Annotated in this window: 22 protein-coding genes; 16 read left to right on the top strand and 6 right to left on the bottom strand. The window is 61.1% G+C overall.

Translation table 11 applies throughout. The features are described from left to right. Nucleotides 1-94 precede the first annotated feature (94 nt). From KGA82_RS22720 to KGA82_RS22700, 5 genes are all read left to right on the top strand, one after another. On the top strand, nucleotides 95-667 hold the full coding sequence (locus KGA82_RS22720; RefSeq protein WP_032832312.1) for a YqgE/AlgH family protein: 573 nt from the start codon (nucleotides 95-97) through the stop codon (nucleotides 665-667). Continuing rightward, nucleotides 667-1,104, top strand: a complete 438-nt coding sequence (gene ruvX / locus KGA82_RS22715) for a Holliday junction resolvase RuvX (RefSeq protein WP_007945492.1) — start codon at nucleotides 667-669, stop codon at nucleotides 1,102-1,104. Before KGA82_RS22720 ends, ruvX begins: the two co-directional genes overlap by 1 nt. 82 nt (nucleotides 1,105-1,186) lie before the next feature. After that, nucleotides 1,187-1,690 (top strand): bifunctional pyr operon transcriptional regulator/uracil phosphoribosyltransferase PyrR, encoded by a 504-nt coding sequence (gene pyrR, locus KGA82_RS22710; RefSeq protein ID WP_008026190.1) that lies wholly within the window; start codon nucleotides 1,187-1,189, stop codon nucleotides 1,688-1,690. 27 nt (nucleotides 1,691-1,717) lie between these two features. Then, nucleotides 1,718-2,722, top strand: a complete 1,005-nt coding sequence (locus tag KGA82_RS22705; RefSeq protein ID WP_008026189.1) for an aspartate carbamoyltransferase catalytic subunit — start codon at nucleotides 1,718-1,720, stop codon at nucleotides 2,720-2,722. Beyond that, nucleotides 2,719-3,990, top strand: coding sequence for a dihydroorotase (locus KGA82_RS22700; protein ID WP_008026186.1), 1,272 nt, complete (start codon nucleotides 2,719-2,721; stop codon nucleotides 3,988-3,990). Before KGA82_RS22705 ends, KGA82_RS22700 begins: the two co-directional genes overlap by 4 nt. Before the next feature lie 94 nt (nucleotides 3,991-4,084). Here the strand turns inward: KGA82_RS22700 and KGA82_RS22695 are convergent, their stop codons facing one another. Further along, entirely contained in the window at nucleotides 4,085-4,516 is a 432-nt protein-coding gene (locus tag KGA82_RS22695; protein WP_008026184.1) for an NINE protein, read from the bottom strand. 250 nt (nucleotides 4,517-4,766) lie between these two features. Here KGA82_RS22695 and KGA82_RS22690 point away from each other — a divergent pair, with 250 nt between their 5' ends. Further along, nucleotides 4,767-5,387 carry a C40 family peptidase gene (locus KGA82_RS22690; RefSeq protein WP_008036675.1) on the top strand — a complete coding sequence of 207 codons (621 nt, stop codon included), beginning with the start codon at nucleotides 4,767-4,769 and terminating at the stop codon, nucleotides 5,385-5,387. 132 nt (nucleotides 5,388-5,519) lie between these two features. On the opposite strand, the gene KGA82_RS22685 is transcribed toward KGA82_RS22690, so the two are convergent. Continuing rightward, on the bottom strand, nucleotides 5,520-6,554 hold the full coding sequence (locus tag KGA82_RS22685; RefSeq protein ID WP_223452582.1) for a type IV pilus twitching motility protein PilT: 1,035 nt from the start codon (nucleotides 6,552-6,554) through the stop codon (nucleotides 5,520-5,522). Between the two features lie 57 nt (nucleotides 6,555-6,611). On the opposite strand from KGA82_RS22685, the gene KGA82_RS22680 reads away from it, so the two are divergent. The 9 genes from KGA82_RS22680 (at nucleotide 6,612) to KGA82_RS22640 (ending at nucleotide 13,337) form a co-directional block, all read left to right on the top strand. Next, entirely contained in the window at nucleotides 6,612-7,298 is a 687-nt protein-coding gene (locus KGA82_RS22680) for a YggS family pyridoxal phosphate-dependent enzyme (protein WP_223452581.1), read from the top strand. A 36-nt stretch (nucleotides 7,299-7,334) separates the two neighbouring features. Continuing rightward, complete coding sequence (proC, locus tag KGA82_RS22675; protein WP_207284875.1) at nucleotides 7,335-8,153, top strand: pyrroline-5-carboxylate reductase; 819 nt, start codon at nucleotides 7,335-7,337, stop codon at nucleotides 8,151-8,153. 24 nt (nucleotides 8,154-8,177) lie between these two features. Next, the gene (locus tag KGA82_RS22670) at nucleotides 8,178-8,765 is read left to right on the top strand and encodes a YggT family protein (protein ID WP_192227547.1); all 588 of its coding nucleotides are present in this window, start codon (nucleotides 8,178-8,180) and stop codon (nucleotides 8,763-8,765) included. Between the two features lie 202 nt (nucleotides 8,766-8,967). Continuing rightward, entirely contained in the window at nucleotides 8,968-10,107 is a 1,140-nt protein-coding gene (gene metX, locus KGA82_RS22665; protein WP_008026171.1) for a homoserine O-succinyltransferase MetX, read from the top strand. Between the two features lie 7 nt (nucleotides 10,108-10,114). Then, nucleotides 10,115-10,735, top strand: coding sequence for a methionine biosynthesis protein MetW (gene metW, locus KGA82_RS22660; RefSeq protein WP_008026169.1), 621 nt, complete (start codon nucleotides 10,115-10,117; stop codon nucleotides 10,733-10,735). A 26-nt stretch (nucleotides 10,736-10,761) separates the two neighbouring features. Further along, nucleotides 10,762-11,196: a DUF4426 domain-containing protein gene (locus tag KGA82_RS22655; protein WP_223434050.1), complete on the top strand. Its 435-nt coding sequence runs from the start codon at nucleotides 10,762-10,764 to the stop codon at nucleotides 11,194-11,196. Next, complete coding sequence (gene rdgB / locus KGA82_RS22650) at nucleotides 11,193-11,789, top strand: RdgB/HAM1 family non-canonical purine NTP pyrophosphatase (RefSeq protein WP_223452580.1); 597 nt, start codon at nucleotides 11,193-11,195, stop codon at nucleotides 11,787-11,789. The genes KGA82_RS22655 and rdgB overlap by 4 nt, the downstream gene beginning before the upstream one ends. Next, nucleotides 11,786-12,991 carry a radical SAM family heme chaperone HemW gene (gene hemW / locus KGA82_RS22645; protein ID WP_223452579.1) on the top strand — a complete coding sequence of 402 codons (1,206 nt, stop codon included), beginning with the start codon at nucleotides 11,786-11,788 and terminating at the stop codon, nucleotides 12,989-12,991. The genes rdgB and hemW overlap by 4 nt, the downstream gene beginning before the upstream one ends. Before the next feature lie 22 nt (nucleotides 12,992-13,013). Then, nucleotides 13,014-13,337 carry a DUF3392 domain-containing protein gene (locus KGA82_RS22640; RefSeq protein ID WP_223452578.1) on the top strand — a complete coding sequence of 108 codons (324 nt, stop codon included), beginning with the start codon at nucleotides 13,014-13,016 and terminating at the stop codon, nucleotides 13,335-13,337. A 129-nt stretch (nucleotides 13,338-13,466) separates the two neighbouring features. Here KGA82_RS22640 and trmB read toward each other — a convergent pair whose 3' ends face one another. The 4 genes from trmB to KGA82_RS22620 all read right to left on the bottom strand — a co-directional run bounded on the left by trmB (nucleotide 13,467) and on the right by KGA82_RS22620 (nucleotide 15,719). Then, nucleotides 13,467-14,192: a tRNA (guanosine(46)-N7)-methyltransferase TrmB gene (gene trmB / locus KGA82_RS22635; RefSeq protein ID WP_008026161.1), complete on the bottom strand. Its 726-nt coding sequence runs from the start codon at nucleotides 14,190-14,192 to the stop codon at nucleotides 13,467-13,469. A 9-nt stretch (nucleotides 14,193-14,201) separates the two neighbouring features. After that, nucleotides 14,202-14,996: a thiazole synthase gene (locus KGA82_RS22630; RefSeq protein ID WP_008036703.1), complete on the bottom strand. Its 795-nt coding sequence runs from the start codon at nucleotides 14,994-14,996 to the stop codon at nucleotides 14,202-14,204. 60 nt (nucleotides 14,997-15,056) lie between these two features. Continuing rightward, nucleotides 15,057-15,257 (bottom strand): sulfur carrier protein ThiS, encoded by a 201-nt coding sequence (gene thiS / locus KGA82_RS22625; RefSeq protein ID WP_008026157.1) that lies wholly within the window; start codon nucleotides 15,255-15,257, stop codon nucleotides 15,057-15,059. 90 nt (nucleotides 15,258-15,347) lie between these two features. Then, on the bottom strand, nucleotides 15,348-15,719 hold the full coding sequence (locus KGA82_RS22620) for a DUF423 domain-containing protein (protein WP_223452577.1): 372 nt from the start codon (nucleotides 15,717-15,719) through the stop codon (nucleotides 15,348-15,350). Nucleotides 15,720-15,793: 74 nt separating this feature from the next. On the opposite strand from KGA82_RS22620, the gene mtgA reads away from it, so the two are divergent. Continuing rightward, the gene (gene mtgA / locus KGA82_RS22615; protein ID WP_008026152.1) at nucleotides 15,794-16,516 is read left to right on the top strand and encodes a monofunctional biosynthetic peptidoglycan transglycosylase; all 723 of its coding nucleotides are present in this window, start codon (nucleotides 15,794-15,796) and stop codon (nucleotides 16,514-16,516) included. Nucleotides 16,517-16,602: the final 86 nt, after the last annotated feature.

Below are 16,602 nucleotides of genomic sequence, written 5' to 3'. Positions count from 1 at the left end.
CTCAAGCAAGCAGACATCAAAAAGACACCCACGCAGGCATTTCCTGTGCATCCCCAGCTTGTCAGTTCGCCCCTCCAACGCCACACTAGCGCTCATGAAGAACGTCAGCCCAAGCTACCTCAAGCATCACTTCCTGATCGCCATGCCTCACATGGCCGACCCGAACTTTGCCCACACCTTGACCTACATCGTCGAGCACACGGCCAATGGTGCCATGGGGCTGGTGGTCAACCGCCCGCAAGACCTGAACCTGGCCGATATCCTCGAGCAATTGCGCCCCAATATCGAGCCACCGCTGCTCTGCCAGCATGTGCCGATCTTCATCGGCGGCCCGGTGCAGACCGATCGCGGTTTTGTCCTGCACCCCTCGGGCAAGCAATTTCAGGCGACCGTTGATCTGGAAGGTGACCTCTCGTTGTCTACCTCCCAGGACGTATTGTTCGCCATCGCCGATGGCGTCGGTCCGGCAAAAAGCCTGATCGCCCTCGGTTACGCAGGCTGGGAAGCCGGGCAGCTTGAGGCCGAACTGGCGCAGAACGCCTGGCTGACCTGCCCGTTCGATGCCGACATCCTGTTCAACACCAGCAGCGAACTGCGCCTCGAAGCAGCGGCCAAGCACCTGGGCGTCAACCTCAGCCTGCTCACCAGCCAGGCAGGACACGCCTGATGGCCCTGCGGCTGATTCTGGGTTTCGACTACGGCACCAAACAGATCGGCGTGGCGGTCGGCCAGGTGATTACCGGCCAGGCCCGCGAGCTGTGCACCTTGAAGGCACAAAACGGCGTGCCCGACTGGAATCAGGTCGAAGCGCTGATCAAAGAGTGGAAACCCGATGCCGTGGTGGTCGGCCTGCCGCTCAATATGGACGGCACGCCCAGCGACATGTGCCTGCGCGCCGAGAAGTTCGCCCGCCGCCTCAACGGCCGCTACAACCTGCCCTTCTATACCCACGATGAACGCCTGACCACGTTTGAAGCCAAGGGCGAACGACGTGATCGCGGCGGGCAAAAGGGCAGTTACCGCGACAACCCGGTCGACGCCATCGCCGCCGCCCTGCTGCTGCAAGGCTGGCTCGATGAAAACAGCGCACTGTTCGAATCCTGAAGAGTCGTAACAAGCGACTCTCTATAGCGACAACCCGAGCCACCGCCAGCAGCACCCGGCCCGGGCCCAAGAAGGAGCAACCATGAGCCTGCCCAATCCCGCCGAACTGATCAGCCAGATGGCGATCCGTCTCAAGGCACATCTGGAACACCGTGGCATCAGCGAACCGCGCTACATCGGTATTCGTACCGGCGGCGTCTGGGTTGCCCAGGCGTTGCTCGAAGAACTGGGCAGCGACGCGCCGCTCGGCACACTGGACGTGTCTTTCTACCGTGACGATTTCAGCCAGAACGGCCTGCACCCGCAGGTGCGCCCTTCGGCGCTGCCGTTCGAGATCGAAGGCCAGGACCTGGTGCTGATCGACGACGTACTCATGAGCGGCCGCACCATCCGCGCCGCGATGAACGAACTCTTCGACTACGGCCGCCCGGCCAGCGTGACGCTGGTGTGCCTGCTGGACCTGGACGCCGGCGAGCTGCCGATCCGCCCGAACGTGGTCGGCGCGACGTTATCGCTGGCCGCCCACGAGCGCGTGAAGCTGTCCGGTCCGGAACTCAAGCTCGAACTGCAAGACCTCGCCCTTTAATTCGCCCTATTGAGAGTCCCCCTCGCGATGACGCCTCTAGAAACCAAGCGCCCGCTGCAGCTCAATGATCAGGGCCAGCTGCGCCACTTCCTCTCGCTCGACGGCTTGCGCCGCGAGCTGCTGACGGAAATCCTCGACACCGCCGACTCGTTCCTCGAAGTCGGCGCCCGGGCGGTGAAGAAAGTCCCGTTGCTGCGCGGCAAGACCGTGTGCAACGTGTTCTTCGAGAACTCCACCCGCACCCGCACCACCTTCGAACTGGCGGCCCAGCGCTTGTCGGCGGACGTGATCACCCTCAACGTCTCGACATCGTCGGCGAGCAAGGGCGAAACCCTGCTCGACACCCTGCGCAACCTGGAAGCCATGGCCGCCGACATGTTCGTCGTGCGCCACGGTGATTCCGGCGCCGCGCACTTCATCGCCGAACACGTGTGCCCGCAAGTGGCGATCATCAACGGCGGCGACGGCCGTCACGCGCACCCGACCCAGGGCATGCTCGACATGCTGACGATCCGCCGGCACAAAGGCAGCTTCGAAAACCTGTCCGTGGCCATCGTCGGCGACATCCTGCACTCGCGGGTGGCGCGCTCGAACATGCTGGCGCTGAAAACCCTCGGCTGCCCGGACATCCGCGTGATCGCGCCGAAAACCCTGCTGCCGATCGGCATCGAGCAATACGGCGTGAAGGTCTACACCGACATGACCGAAGGCCTGAAAGACGTCGACGTGGTGATCATGTTGCGCCTGCAACGCGAACGCATGACCGGCGGCCTGCTGCCGAGCGAAGGCGAGTTCTACCGCCTGTTCGGCCTGACCACCGCGCGCCTGGCCGGGGCCAAACCGGACTGCATCGTCATGCACCCGGGCCCGATCAACCGGGGCGTCGAGATTGAGTCGGCGGTGGCCGATGGTCCGCATTCGGTGATTCTCAACCAGGTAACCTACGGCATCGCGATTCGTATGGCCGTGCTGTCCATGGCCATGAGCGGGCAGACTGCCCAGCGCCAATTCGAGCAGGAGAACGTTCAGTGAAGCTCAGCATTCTCGGCGCCCGCGTGATCGATCCAGTCAGCGGGCTGGATCAAGTGACTGATATCCACATCGAAGCCTGCAAGATCGTCGCCCTTGGCGCCGCACCCGCCGGTTTTGTTGCCGTCGATACCATCGACGCCCAAGGCCTGGTGGCCGCACCGGGGCTGGTTGACCTGAACGTCGCCCTGCGCGAGCCGGGCTACAGCCGTAAAGGCTCGATCGTCAGCGAAACCCGCGCCGCCGCTGCCGGTGGCGTGACCAGCCTGTGCTGCCCGCCGAAAACCAAACCAGTGCTGGACACCTCGGCCGTGGCCGAACTGATCCTCGACCGCGCCCGCGAGGCCGGCAACACCAAGGTGTTCCCGATTGGCGCCCTGAGCAAAGGCCTGGACGGCGAGCAACTGGCCGAGCTCGTGGCTTTGCGCGATGCCGGTTGCGTGGCCTTCGGCAACGGCCTGGAAAGCTTCCGCAACACCCGCACCCTGTGCCGGGCGCTGGAGTACGCGGCGACCTTTGACCTGACGGTGATTTTCAACTCGCAGGACCATGATCTGGCCGAAGGTGGCTTGGCACATGAAGGTCCGACCGCCAGTTTCCTCGGCCTCCCGGGTATTCCGGAAACCGCGGAAACCGTAGCGCTGGCCCGTGATCTGTTGCTGGTCGAGCAAAGTGGCGTGCGCGCGCACTTCAGCCAGCTGACCAGCGCTCGCGGCGTGGCCCTGATTGCTCAGGCCCAGGCGCGCGGATTGCCGGTGACGGCGGATGTCGCCCTGTACCAGCTGATCCTGACCGACGAAGCGCTGATCGACTTCAGCAGCCTCTATCACGTCCAGCCGCCACTGCGCACCCGCGCCGACCGCGATGGCTTGCGTGAGGCGGTGAAGTCCGGCGTGGTTTCGGCGATTTCCAGTCATCACCAGCCCCATGAACGGGACGCCAAACTGGCGCCGTTCGGTGCGACGGAGCCTGGGATCAGCAGCGTTGAACTGCTGCTGCCGCTGGCGATGACGCTGGTGGAAGATGGTTTGCTCGATCTGCCGACGTTGCTGGCACGCCTGAGTGCCGGACCTGCGCAAGCCTTGCGCTTGCCGGCGGGGAAACTGGCGGTGGGTGGTGCGGCGGATATCGTGCTGTTCGATCCGGCGGCTTCGACCGTGGCCGGTGAAACCTGGCTGTCCAAGGGTGAGAACTGCCCGTTCATTGGGCATAGTTTGCCGGGCGTGGTGCGTTACACGCTGGTGGATGGGCGGATCAGCCACCAGGCTTAAGACCGCGTTGTCCCAATCGCTAGCAGGGCTAGCTCCCACGGGGGATTTGTGTCGTTCACAGATCCTGTGTGGGAGCTAGCCTGCTAGCGATGACTTACTGGAAAGTGCCGCGATTCTGCGCGTTACGCACGGAAACCTGGTCATTCAGCGTCCAGAAGTCATACAAAACCCCCAGAAAGAACAACCCGCCCGTCACCAGGTACAGCAACCCGCTGATCCACTTCCCCTGATACATCCGGTGCACGCCGAACACTCCCAGAAACGTCAGCAGAATCCACGCAACGTTGTATTCGATAGGCCCGGCGGTGAAACGCAGGTCCGCTTCACGGTCCATGGCCGGGATCAGGAACACGTCGATCAGCCAGCCGATACCCAGTAAACCCAGGGTGAAAAACCAGATCGTCCCGGTCACCGGCTTACCGTAATAAAAGCGGTGAGCGCCGGTAAAACCGAAAATCCACAGCAGGTAACCGATCACTTTGCTGTGGGTATCTTGATGTGGAACGGGGTGTCGATAGGTGTTCATGAATGGCCTCGAATCACACGATAGATAAATATTCTTGAATTCTTTGTGACTTTTTTACAGGTGGCCGACGTATGGCAAATGCTACCGTGTCTCCCGTCAAACCCTTATAGCACCTGACTTCTGTCCGACAATTGCGTCTATTTGCCGCGTATTGGGCTCCGTTGACCGCCAGGTTGAATCGACCAACGGCCTCGGAATGACAAAAAAAGCTGTTATAAAGTTTCGCGCTAACCAACACGAGCCTTGCCTAATGCGTCCATTTTTCAAGACATGGCTAACCATTTGCCTTTTGATGCCACTGGCCGCCCACGCCACCAATCGTGAGCAACGTCTTCCTAACGTTAATGGTTACACCCCTAAATCCCATGTTTCTGCTCCTTCGAGCAAAAACAAACAAACTGCCAAGCAACCGACTTCGCTGAGCAAAGCCAACAGCAAGCTTGTCCCGCCGATGGCGACCAAGGAAAGCAGCAATGTGCTGAGCCGTGCCGTCAATGTCCTCGGTACACCTTACCGTTGGGGCGGCAGCAGCCCAAGTAAAGGGTTCGATTGCAGCGGCCTGGTGAAATACGCGTTCAACGACGCCACGTTTGACCTGCCACGCACCTCGAACGCCATGGCCAGCGGTCATGGCGAGAAAGTCGAACGCGGCGACCTGAAGCCGGGCGACCTGATTTTCTTCAACATCAAGAGCCGCCGGGTCAATCACGTTGCCATCTATCTGGGCAACGACCGCTTCATCCACGCACCACGCCGTGGCAAGTCGGTGACCATCGACACCTTGAAGAAACCGTACTGGGAAAGCCACTACGTGGTTGCCAAGCGGGTTCTGCCTAAAGAGAAGAACACGCTGCAGGTTGTTCAGCGTTGATTTGAAAATCCCGGGCCTAACCCGGGATTTTGCTTTGAACCTGATGCCCCCATCGCGAGCAGGCTCGCTCCCACATTGGAATGCATTCACCTGTGGGAGCGAGGCTTGCCCGCGAAGACGTATTCGGACTGGTCAAAAATTATCCGGCGACCGCGCCTTATCCCGCGCATGCTCGCGGCTGATCAAGCCCTTGGTCACCAACTCCTTCAAGCACATATCCAGCGTCTGCATCCCCAGATTCCCACCGGTCTGAATCGACGAGTACATCTGCGCCACCTTGTCCTCGCGGATCAGGTTACGGATCGCCGACGTTCCCAGCATGATTTCGTGCGCTGCGATCCGCCCGCCGCCGATCTTCTTCACCAACGTCTGCGATACCACCGCCAGCAGCGACTCGGACAGCATCGAACGCACCATCGACTTCTCATCCCCCGGAAACACATCCACGATCCGGTCGATGGTTTTCGCCGCCGACGTGGTGTGTAACGTGCCGAACACCAGATGGCCAGTCTCGGCAGCCGTCAGCGCCAGGCGAATAGTCTCCAGATCACGCATCTCACCCACCAGAATCACGTCCGGGTCTTCCCGCAACGCCGAGCGCAAGGCTGTGGCGAAGCTGCGGGTATCGCGATGGACCTCACGCTGATTGATCAGGCATTTACGCGATTCGTGGACGAATTCGATCGGGTCTTCAATGGTCAGGATGTGGTGATGACGATGGTTGTTCAGGTAGTCGATCATCGCCGCCAGGGTGGTGGACTTGCCGGAACCGGTCGGGCCGGTGACCAGCACCAGGCCACGGGGGGCGTCGGTAATCTTGCGAAACACTTCCCCCATTCCGAGGTCGTCCATGCTCAGGACCTTCGACGGAATGGTCCGGAACACTGCGCCGGCGCCACGGTTCTGGTTGAACGCATTGACCCGGAAACGCGCAACGCCGGGCACCTCAAAGGAAAAGTCGGTTTCCAGGTGTTTCTCGAAATCCACCCGCTGGGTGTCGTTCATGATGTCGTAGACCAGCTCCTGAACTTCCTTGTGATCCAGGGCTGGCAGATTGATGCGCCGCACATCGCCGTCGACGCGAATCATCGGTGGCAGGCCTGCCGACAGGTGCAAGTCGGACGCTCCTTGTTTGGCGCTGAACGCCAGCAGCTCAGTGATATCCATAGCACTCCTCAATTCCAGTAGAATGCCGCCAACCTCAGACCCGCTGGCGCCTCTTGAATGTCCACGATAGCAGACAACATAGCCCTGGTTAGTTCACGCATCCGGGCTGCCGCCCTCGCCGCCCACCGTGACGAACACAGCGTTCAGCTCCTGGCCGTGAGCAAGACCAAGCCCGCCGAGGCCCTGCGCGAAGCATATGCCGCCGGCCTGCGCGACTTTGGCGAGAACTACCTGCAGGAAGCCCTGGGCAAACAGCTCGAATTGGCCGACCTGCCCTTGATCTGGCACTTCATCGGCCCCATTCAATCGAACAAGACTCGCGCTATCGCCGAGCACTTCGCTTGGGTGCATTCCGTGGATCGCTTGAAAATCGCACAACGCCTGTCCGAACAACGTCCTGCCGATCTGCCGCCACTGAACATCTGCATCCAGGTTAACGTCAGCGGTGAGGCCAGCAAATCCGGCTGCACCCCGGCCGACCTGCCGGCCCTGGCCAACGCCATCAGCGAACTGCCGCGCATCAAGCTGCGCGGGCTGATGGCGATTCCCGAGCCGACGGAAGATCGCGCCGCCCAGGACGCCGCTTTTGCTGCCGTGCAAAGCCTGCAAGCCAGCCTGAACCTGCCGCTCGACACACTTTCCATGGGCATGAGCCACGACCTTGAGTCGGCCATCGCCCAAGGCGCCACTTGGGTCCGCATCGGTACGGCCCTGTTTGGCGCCCGCGACTACGGTCAGCCTTGAACCCATGGCCGACTCTTCTATTTATAAGGACCTGACATGAGCAAGACTCGTATTGCCTTTATCGGTGCCGGCAACATGGCCGCCAGCCTGATCGGCGGCCTGCGCGCCAAAGGTCTGGACGCCGCGCAGATCCGCGCCAGCGATCCGGGCGCAGAAACCCGCACCAAAGTGAACGCCGAACACGGCATCGAAGTATTCGCTGACAACGCCGAGGCCATTCAAGGCGCCGACGTGGTCGTTCTGGCGGTCAAACCGCAAGCGATGAAAGCCGTGTGCGAAGCGATTCGCCCGAGCTTGAAACCGGATCAACTGGTGGTATCCATCGCTGCCGGCATCACCTGCGCCAGCATGAACAACTGGCTCGGCGCACAACCGATCGTGCGCTGTATGCCCAACACCCCGGCGCTGCTGCGTCAGGGCGTGAGCGGTTTGTTCGCAACCGCCGAAGTCACCGCAGAACAGCGCCAACAGGCGCAAGAACTGCTGTCGGCCGTGGGCATCGCCTTGTGGCTGGATGAAGAGCAGCAACTGGACGCCGTCACCGCCGTCTCCGGCTCGGGCCCTGCGTACTTCTTCCTGTTGATCGAAGCCATGACCGCCGCCGGCGTGAAGCTCGGCCTGCCGGCGGACATCGCTGCCCAACTGACCCTGCAAACTGCCTTGGGCGCCGCACACATGGCGGTTGCCAGCGATGTCGACGCGGCTGAACTGCGTCGCCGTGTGACATCGCCGGCGGGCACCACAGAAGCTGCAATCAAATCGTTCCAGGCTGGCGGCTTCGAAGCGCTGGTAGAAAAAGCACTCGGCGCCGCTGCGCACCGCTCGGCCGAGATGGCTGAGCAGCTCGGTCGCTAATCAGCCCTTACAAAGGAATAAATGATGCTAGGACTCAACGACGCTGCCATTTTCATCATCAAGACCCTGGGCAGCCTGTATCTGCTGATTGTGCTGTTGCGCTTCATCCTGCAACTGGTCCGGGCGAACTTCTACAACCCGCTCTGCCAGTTCATCGTCAAAGCCACCCAGCCGCTGCTCAAGCCGCTGCGCCGGGTCATCCCGAGCATGTTCGGGCTGGACATGTCGTCACTGGTGCTGGCGCTGATCGTGCAAATGCTGCTGATCGCGGTCATCGTGTCGCTCAAAGGCTTCATGGTCGACTGGGTGCTGCTGGTGCCGTGGGCGCTGATTGCGCTGTTCTCGCTGTTTTTGAATATTATTTTCTGGGCGATGATCATCAGCGTGATTCTGTCCTGGGTCGCGCCGGGTAGCCACAATCCGGGCGCCGAGCTGGTCGCGCAGATTACTGAACCGGTACTGGCCCCGTTCCGCCGGATCATCCCGAACCTGGGCGGCCTCGATATCTCGCCGATCTTCGCGTTTATCGTGATCCAGTTGCTGCAAAGCTGGCTGATTCCGCGTCTGGCGTACTTTGCCCTGATGCCGCAGGGGCTGCTCGGTTTGATCTGATACCGCGTCATCGTTCTTCGCGGGCAAGCCTCGCTCCTACAGGTCATGCGCCATTTCAACATTGCCGCATGACCTGTAGGAGCGAGGCTTGCCCGCGAATGTAGCGCCTCGGTTCAACTGAATGAAATCAGGCCCGGCCTTTGCTTGCCGCTAACCCCACCGGTCTTTAGACTTACGCCTCATTTCAACGAGAGCAGGGTCGATGCCAACTGCCTTTCCCGCCGATTCTGTTGGTCTGGTGACGCCGCAAGTGGCGCACTTCAGTGAACCCCTGGCCCTGGCCTGTGGCCGTTCGCTCCCAGCGTATGACCTGATTTACGAAACCTACGGCACGCTGAACGCCACGGCGAGCAACGCCGTGCTGATCTGTCACGCCTTGTCCGGGCACCATCACGCCGCCGGCTTCCACAGCCCCGACGACCGCAAACCCGGTTGGTGGGACAGCTGCATCGGCCCCGGCAAGCCGATCGACACCAACAAGTTCTTCGTGGTCAGCCTGAACAACCTCGGCGGTTGCAACGGTTCCACGGGCCCGAGCAGCGTCAACCCGGAAACCGGAAAGCCGTTCGGCGCCGATTTCCCGGTGCTGACCGTGGAAGACTGGGTGCACAGCCAGGCGCGCCTGGCCGACCGGATCGGCATCAGCCAATGGGCCGCCGTGATTGGTGGCAGCCTCGGCGGCATGCAGGCGATGCAATGGAGCATCACCTACCCGGATCGCATTCGTCACTGCCTGGCCATTGCCTCGGCACCGAAGCTGTCGGCACAGAACATCGCCTTCAACGAAGTGGCGCGCCAGGCAATCCTCACCGACCCCGAATTCCACGGTGGTTCGTTCCAGGAAGCGGGCGTGATCCCCAAGCGCGGCTTGATGCTGGCGCGGATGGTCGGGCACATCACTTATCTGTCCGATGACTCGATGGGCGAAAAATTCGGCCGCGGCCTGAAGAGCGAAAAGCTCAACTACGACTTCCACAGCGTCGAGTTCCAGGTTGAAAGCTACCTGCGTTATCAGGGCGAAGAGTTCTCCGGGCGTTTCGATGCCAACACTTACCTGCTGATGACCAAGGCGCTGGACTACTTCGACCCGGCAGCAAACTTCGACGATGACCTGGCGAAAACCTTCGCCGGCGCTTCGGCCAAGTTCTGCGTGATGTCCTTCACCACCGACTGGCGCTTCTCCCCGGCCCGCTCGCGGGAACTGGTGGACGCGCTGATGGCGGCCAAGAAAGACGTCTGCTACCTCGAGATCGACGCTCCGCAAGGCCACGACGCCTTCCTGATTCCGATCCCGCGTTACTTGCAGGCGTTCAGCAATTACATGAACCGCATTACGTTGTGAGAAAGCCATGAGAGCTGATCTGGAAATCATCCAGGAATGGATCCCCGCCGGCAGCCGCGTGCTCGACCTCGGTTGCGGTGACGGCGAGCTGCTGACGTGGCTGCGCGACAACAAGCAAGTCACCGGCTACGGCCTGGAAAACGACCCGGACAACATCGCCGAGTGCGTGGCCAAGGGCATCAACGTGATCGAGCAGGACCTGGACAAGGGCCTGGGCAACTTTGCCAGCAACAGTTTCGACGTCGTAGTCATGACCCAGGCGCTGCAAGCCGTGCACTACCCGGACAAGATCCTCGACGAAATGCTGCGGGTCGGTCGCCAATGCATCATCACCTTCCCCAACTTCGGTCACTGGCGCTGCCGCTGGTATCTGGCGAGCAAGGGTCGGATGCCGGTGTCCGAGTTTCTGCCGTACACCTGGTACAACACGCCGAACATCCACTTTTGCACTTTCGAAGACTTTGAAGCACTTTGCCGCGAACGTGAAGCCAAGGTCATTGATCGGCTTGCCGTGGATCAACAGCATCGGCACGGGTGGGCCAGTAAGCTATGGCCTAATCTGTTAGGTGAGATCGGTATTTACCGCGTCAGCAGTCCAGGACTGCAGGATCACAAGGTCGCGGTCTGAACCACCCTATTTCAAGGAGAACGATCATGGGTCGTCTAGCGTTATTTCTACTCACTGCCTGCCTGAGCGTTACCGCCATGGCCGCCGACGTCATCAAGGGCGAGCGCAAGGAAACCTTCGGTGACGTGACGGTGCATTACAACACCTTCAACTCCACGTTCCTGACACCGGACATTGCCAAGTCCGCCGAACTGGTCCGCAGCAAGAACCAGGGCGTGATCAACGTCTCAGTGATCAAGGATGGCAAACCGCTGATCTCTGAGGTCAGCGGCACGGTCAAAGACCTCACCAGCCAAAGTGTGCCGTTGAAATTCAAGCAGATCACCGAACAAGGCGCGATCTACTACATTGCGCAATACCCTGTGGAGCAACAGGAAGTCCGCACCTTCGATATCAAAGTGCAGACCGGCGATAAAACCAACACCATCAGTTTCCAACAAGAGCTTTTCCCCGGCCAATGATGAATTTCACGCAACTCGTACTGGCCAGCCACAACGCCGGCAAACTCAAGGAACTCCAGGCCATGCTCGGCGACTCGGTGCATCTGCGCTCGATCGGCGAGTTCAGCAGCATCGAGCCTGAAGAAACCGGTCTGTCGTTCGTCGAGAACGCCATTCTCAAGGCCCGCAATGCCGCGCGCATTTCCGGCCTGCCGGCGTTGGCCGACGACTCCGGGTTGGCGGTGGATTTCCTTGGCGGCGCACCGGGTATCTACTCGGCTCGTTACGCTGACGGCAAAGGCGATGCGGCGAACAACGCCAAACTGCTCGACGCCTTGAAAGACGTGCCGCAAGCCGAGCGCGGCGCGCAGTTCGTCTGCGTGCTGGCGCTGGTGCGCCACGCTGATGATCCGCTGCCGATCCTCTGCGAAGGGCTGTGGCATGGGCGCATCCTGACCCAAGCCAGTGGCGAGCACGGTTTCGGTTACGATCCGCTGTTCTGGGTGCCAGAGCGCGATTGCTCCAGCGCCGAGCTGAGCCCGAGCGACAAGAACCTCATCAGCCACCGCGCCCGTGCAATGGATCTGCTGCGCCAGCGTCTGGGCTTGAAATGACCCGTGAATCATCCGCGCCACCGCTGATCTACGGCGGTGACGCACAATCGCCTCGGGCCGCGCTTCCCGTGCTGCCGCCCCTGGCGCTGTACATCCACATCCCGTGGTGTGTGCGCAAATGCCCTTATTGCGACTTCAACTCCCACACCGCAAGCCCCGTGCTGCCGGAAGAAGAGTACGTCGACGCCTTGCTGGCGGACCTTGATCAGGATTTGCACGCGGTCTACGGCCGCGAGTTGAGCTCGATCTTCTTTGGTGGTGGCACGCCGAGCCTGTTCAGCGCCGAAGCCTTGGGCCGCCTGCTCAAAGGCGTCGAGCAACGGATTCCGTTTGCCGGCGACATTGAAATCACCCTGGAGGCCAATCCAGGCACGTTCGAGCAAGAGAAGTTCGTCGCCTACCGCGCGCTGGGCATCAATCGGCTATCGATCGGCATCCAGAGCTTTCAGGAAGAGAAACTCAAGGCACTGGGGCGGATTCACAACGGCGATGAAGCGGTGCGAGCCGCCGGCATGGCGCGCCAGGCCGGGTTCGATAACTTCAACCTGGACTTGATGCACGGTTTGCCCGATCAGTCGCTGGACGACGCCTTGAGCGATCTGCGCCAGGCCATCGCCCTGAAGCCGACCCACTTGTCCTGGTATCAGCTGACGCTGGAGCCGAACACGGTGTTCTGGAACCAGCCGCCTGTGCTGCCGGAAGACGACACGCTGTGGGACATTCAAGAGGCCGGCCAGGCGCTGCTCGCCGAGCACGGTTACGCACAATACGAAGTCTCGGCGTATGCCCTGCCCGGTCGTCCGGCGCGGCATAACCTCAATTACTGGAGCTTCGGCGACTTCATCGGCATCGGCGCCGGCGCCCACGGCAAGCTCAGTCATCCGGACGGGCGCATCGTGCGCACCTGGAAGACGCGCCTGCCGAAGGATTACCTGAACCCGGCGAAAAGCTTCAAGGCTGGCGAGAAAGCGCTGACCAACGATGAACTGCCGTTCGATTTCCTGATGAACGCTTTGCGCCTGACTGATGGCGTGGAATCACGGCTGTATCCGGAGCGCACCGGGCTGAGCCTGGAAAGCCTCGCCGAAGGCCGCCGCGAAGCCGAACAAAGCGGCCTGTTGCAGGTCGAACCGTCACGCCTGGCGGCCACCGAGCGCGGGCAATTGTTCCTCAATGACTTGCTGCAAACATTTCTGAGCTGATTTCAGCCGTAAGGGAAAACGAATGGATTTGATACTCGACCTGCTCGCCACCGTCTCCCGCTGGAGCCGCAGTAACCTGTCGGAAATCTCTCTGGCGCTGGTGGGCTGTTTGCTGGTGCTGTTCGGCGCGGACATCAAAGCCTGGATCGATCAACGCCTGGGCAGCATCGCCGACGCTTTGCGCGTCCCGTTGCTCGCGCTGGTGTGCATGATCGGCAGCGGTGCCGCGCTGATCTACGCCACACCGTGGATCGTTCGTGGTTTGAGCCAGTTCAACAACTACAGCCTGGCACCGGTGTTGTTGGTGGTGTTGGTGCTGATTGGCGTCGTCGCCGACCGCCGCTGATTTCCGGACACAAAAAAACCTGTAGGAGCAAGGCTTGCCCGCGAAGGCGGTGTGTCAGTCGATGATGATAGTGACTGGTACGGCCCCTTCGCGGGCAAGCCTCGCTCCTACAGGTTTATAGCGTTGGGCTTAGGACTGCTTTTCGAACTTCAGGTCCCACACGCCATGCCCAAGTCGTTCGCCACGGCGTTCGAACTTGGTGATCGGGCGCTCGGCCGGGCGTGGCACGCACTTGCCGTCTTCGGCCAGGTTGCGATAACCCGGCGCAACGTTCATCACTTCCAGCATGTATTCGGCGTACGGTTCCCAGTCGGTGGCCATGTGCAGAATACCGCCGACCTTCAACTTGCTGCGCACCAGTTCAGCGAACGACGCCTGAACGATACGGCGCTTGTGGTGGCGGCTCTTGTGCCATGGGTCCGGGAAAAACAGCATCAGGCGATCGAGGCTGTTGTCGGCCACGCAACGGTTGAGCACTTCGATCGCGTCGCAATCGTAGACCCGCAGGTTGGTCAGGCCCTGAGTCAGCACGCCATTGAGCAGCGCACCCACACCCGGACGGTGCACTTCCACGCCAATGAAATCCTGTTCCGGCGAAGCGGCGGCCATTTCCAGCAGCGAATGGCCCATGCCGAAACCGATTTCCAGCGAACGCGGTGCCGAGCGACCGAACACCTGGTCGAAGTCCACCGGCGCGTCGGCCAATGGCAGCACAAACAGCGGCGTGCCCTGCTCCAGACCTTTTTGCTGGCCTTCGGTCATGCGCCCGGCGCGCATCACGAAACTCTTGATGCGGCGGTGTTGGCGCTCGTCGCCTTCTTCCGTCTGGATTGGCGTGTCGTTTGATTCAGTCATCAATGGCTCTTACTTGATCAGACCATCCAGCGGCGAAGAGGCGCTGGCATAGAGTTTTTTCGGCATGCGGCCGGCGAGGTAGGCCAGGCGGCCTGCAACGATGGCGTGTTTCATGGCTTCAGCCATCATGATCGGCTGCTGGGCATGGGCGATGGCCGAGTTCATCAGCACCGCCTCGCAACCCAGCTCCATGGCGATGGTGGCGTCGGAAGCGGTACCGACACCGGCATCCACCAGCACGGGAATCTTGGCCTCTTCAAGGATGATCTGCAGGTTGTACGGGTTGCAGATCCCCAGGCCCGTGCCGATCAGACCGGCCAGCGGCATGACCGCAATGCAGCCGATTTCCGCCAGTTGACGGGCAATGATCGGGTCATCGCTGGTGTAGACCATCACGTCGAAGCCTTCCTTGACCAGCACTTCGGCGGCCTTGAGGGTTTCGATCACGTTGGGGAACAGGGTTTTCTGGTCCGCCAGCACTTCCAGCTTCACCAGGTTGTGGCCACCGAGCAGCTCACGGGCCAGGCGGCAGGTGCGCACAGCCTCGGTAGCGTCGAAGCAACCGGCGGTGTTAGGCAGGAAGGTGTAGCGATCCGGCGACAGGACTTCGAGCAGGTTCGGTTCGCCCGGGGTCTGACCGAGGTTGGTGCGGCGCACGGCGAAGGTGACGATCTCGGCTCCCGAGGCCTCGATGGCCAGGCGGGTTTCTTCCATGTCGCGGTACTTGCCGGTGCCTACCAGCAAACGCGACTGGTAAGTACGACCGGCCAGGACGAAGGGCTTGTCGCTACGAACGATGCTCATGGGAAATCCTCTGTAGGGGTGAGGTTCTTGCAGAATTCTGTGCCCTTGCGGGCCGGGCGACTAGCCGCCGCCGATGGCGTGTACCACTTCGACGGAATCGCCGTCGTTCAATGTGGTGTCCGCATGCTGGCTGCGCGGGACGATATCCAGATTGAGTTCGACCGCTACCCGGCGTCCGGTCAGTTCCAGACGGGTCAGCAGGGCCGCAACGGTTTCACCGTCGGGCAGTTCAAGGGATTCGCCGTTCAACTGAATGCGCATGCCGGATGCCGCCATCATTTTTAGGGGCTGGCATTCTAGCCCGATCAGTCTTGGCGACCCAAGCCATTCGTCATGAAATGGACCACCCGGTCAGCTCAACCGCCAGGCGGCAAGGCCCAGGCAGAGCCAACCGATCAGGAATGCCAGGCCGCCGAAGGGCGTGATGATTCCGAGCTTGCTGATACCGGTCAGGGTCAACAGGTACAAACTGCCGGAAAACAGCAGGATGCCAATGGCAAACGAGGCGCCGGCCCACGTGATCAAACGACCCTGGATCTGCGTGGCAAGCAGCGCCACACCCAGCAACGCCAAGGTGTGCACCAATTGGTAGGTGACGCCAGTGTGGAAAATCGCCAGGTATTCAGGCGTCAGGCGGCTTTTCAAGCCATGGGCGGCGAATGCGCCAAGGGCAACGCCGGTGAAGCCGAAGAAAGCGGCCAGCATCAGAAAGCCACGCAGCATGAAGAACTCCAGTCAGACTCGATCAACAGGGTCTGTATAATGGCCCGCTCAATGGGTTCGGCCAAGCCATCTCTATGCTGCGTTTATTTTTACGACGATTTACAAAGGCCGTGCTCTGGTTCGCGGGCGGCAGCGTATTGCTGGTGCTGATTTTCCGCGTGGTGCCGCCACCGGGCACGACGCTGATGGTCGAGCGCAAGATCGAATCCTGGTTCGACGGCGAGCCCATCGACCTGCAACGCACCTGGAAACCCTGGGATGAAATCTCCGACGACCTTAAAGTCGCGGTGATTGCCGGTGAGGATCAGAAATTCCCGGAGCACTGGGGTTTTGACCTCGGCGCGATCCGTGCAGCCCTGGCGCACAACGAGCTGGGTGGTTCGGTTCGCGGCGCCAGCACCTTGAGCCAGCAAGTGTCGAAAAACCTGTTTTTATGGTCCGGCCGTAGTTGGCTGCGCAAAGGTCTGGAAGCCTGGTTTACCGGGCTGATCGAAGTATTCTGGCCCAAGCAGCGGATTCTTGAGGTGTACCTGAACAGCGTCGAGTGGGATGACGGGGTGTTTGGCGCGGAAGCGGCGGCTCGCCATCACTTTGGTGTAAGCGCCAAGTCGCTGTCCCGGCAGCAGGCCAGTTATCTGGCGGCTGTATTGCCTAACCCACGGGTGTGGAGCGCGAGTCACCCGACGAATTACGTCGCACGTCGCGCCGGGTGGATTCGGCAGCAGATGAGCCAGTTGGGTGGCGACAGCTATCTGCTGGGGCTCAACGATTCGCGCCGGGCGCCTTGGGCCCAGTGATTGACGCAAATCCTGTAGGAGCGAGGCTTGCCCGCGAAGGCGGTGTGTCAGTCGCCATCCTCCTCGACTGACACGCCGCCTTCGCG

The sequence above is a fragment of the Pseudomonas sp. BF-RE-22 genome (assembly GCF_019956155.1).
In the GTDB taxonomy this organism is placed as follows: Bacteria; Pseudomonadota; Gammaproteobacteria; order Pseudomonadales; family Pseudomonadaceae; genus Aquipseudomonas; species Aquipseudomonas migulae.
This window is presented reverse-complemented; position numbering and strand designations above follow the sequence as displayed.

What these genes read in the sequence shown, in the direction of transcription:
- thiS (WP_008026157.1), bottom strand. Translation starts at nt 15,257, where the DNA reads ATGCGCATTCAGTTGAACGGCGAATCCCTTGAACTGCCCGACGGTGAA.
- KGA82_RS22705 (WP_008026189.1), top strand. Translation starts at nt 1,718, where the DNA reads ATGACGCCTCTAGAAACCAAGCGCCCGCTGCAGCTCAATGATCAGGGC.
- KGA82_RS22690 (WP_008036675.1), top strand. Translation starts at nt 4,767, where the DNA reads ATGCGTCCATTTTTCAAGACATGGCTAACCATTTGCCTTTTGATGCCA.
- trmB (WP_008026161.1), bottom strand. Translation starts at nt 14,192, where the DNA reads ATGACTGAATCAAACGACACGCCAATCCAGACGGAAGAAGGCGACGAG.
- KGA82_RS22630 (WP_008036703.1), bottom strand. Translation starts at nt 14,996, where the DNA reads ATGAGCATCGTTCGTAGCGACAAGCCCTTCGTCCTGGCCGGTCGTACT.
- KGA82_RS22685 (WP_223452582.1), bottom strand. Translation starts at nt 6,554, where the DNA reads ATGGATATCACTGAGCTGCTGGCGTTCAGCGCCAAACAAGGAGCGTCC.
- KGA82_RS22680 (WP_223452581.1), top strand. Translation starts at nt 6,612, where the DNA reads ATGTCCACGATAGCAGACAACATAGCCCTGGTTAGTTCACGCATCCGG.
- ruvX (WP_007945492.1), top strand. Translation starts at nt 667, where the DNA reads ATGGCCCTGCGGCTGATTCTGGGTTTCGACTACGGCACCAAACAGATC.
- hemW (WP_223452579.1), top strand. Translation starts at nt 11,786, where the DNA reads ATGACCCGTGAATCATCCGCGCCACCGCTGATCTACGGCGGTGACGCA.
- metW (WP_008026169.1), top strand. Translation starts at nt 10,115, where the DNA reads ATGAGAGCTGATCTGGAAATCATCCAGGAATGGATCCCCGCCGGCAGC.
- metX (WP_008026171.1), top strand. Translation starts at nt 8,968, where the DNA reads ATGCCAACTGCCTTTCCCGCCGATTCTGTTGGTCTGGTGACGCCGCAA.
- KGA82_RS22655 (WP_223434050.1), top strand. Translation starts at nt 10,762, where the DNA reads ATGGGTCGTCTAGCGTTATTTCTACTCACTGCCTGCCTGAGCGTTACC.
- KGA82_RS22720 (WP_032832312.1), top strand. Translation starts at nt 95, where the DNA reads ATGAAGAACGTCAGCCCAAGCTACCTCAAGCATCACTTCCTGATCGCC.
- pyrR (WP_008026190.1), top strand. Translation starts at nt 1,187, where the DNA reads ATGAGCCTGCCCAATCCCGCCGAACTGATCAGCCAGATGGCGATCCGT.
- mtgA (WP_008026152.1), top strand. Translation starts at nt 15,794, where the DNA reads ATGCTGCGTTTATTTTTACGACGATTTACAAAGGCCGTGCTCTGGTTC.
- KGA82_RS22670 (WP_192227547.1), top strand. Translation starts at nt 8,178, where the DNA reads ATGCTAGGACTCAACGACGCTGCCATTTTCATCATCAAGACCCTGGGC.
- rdgB (WP_223452580.1), top strand. Translation starts at nt 11,193, where the DNA reads ATGATGAATTTCACGCAACTCGTACTGGCCAGCCACAACGCCGGCAAA.
- proC (WP_207284875.1), top strand. Translation starts at nt 7,335, where the DNA reads ATGAGCAAGACTCGTATTGCCTTTATCGGTGCCGGCAACATGGCCGCC.
- KGA82_RS22695 (WP_008026184.1), bottom strand. Translation starts at nt 4,516, where the DNA reads ATGAACACCTATCGACACCCCGTTCCACATCAAGATACCCACAGCAAA.
- KGA82_RS22640 (WP_223452578.1), top strand. Translation starts at nt 13,014, where the DNA reads ATGGATTTGATACTCGACCTGCTCGCCACCGTCTCCCGCTGGAGCCGC.
- KGA82_RS22620 (WP_223452577.1), bottom strand. Translation starts at nt 15,719, where the DNA reads ATGCTGCGTGGCTTTCTGATGCTGGCCGCTTTCTTCGGCTTCACCGGC.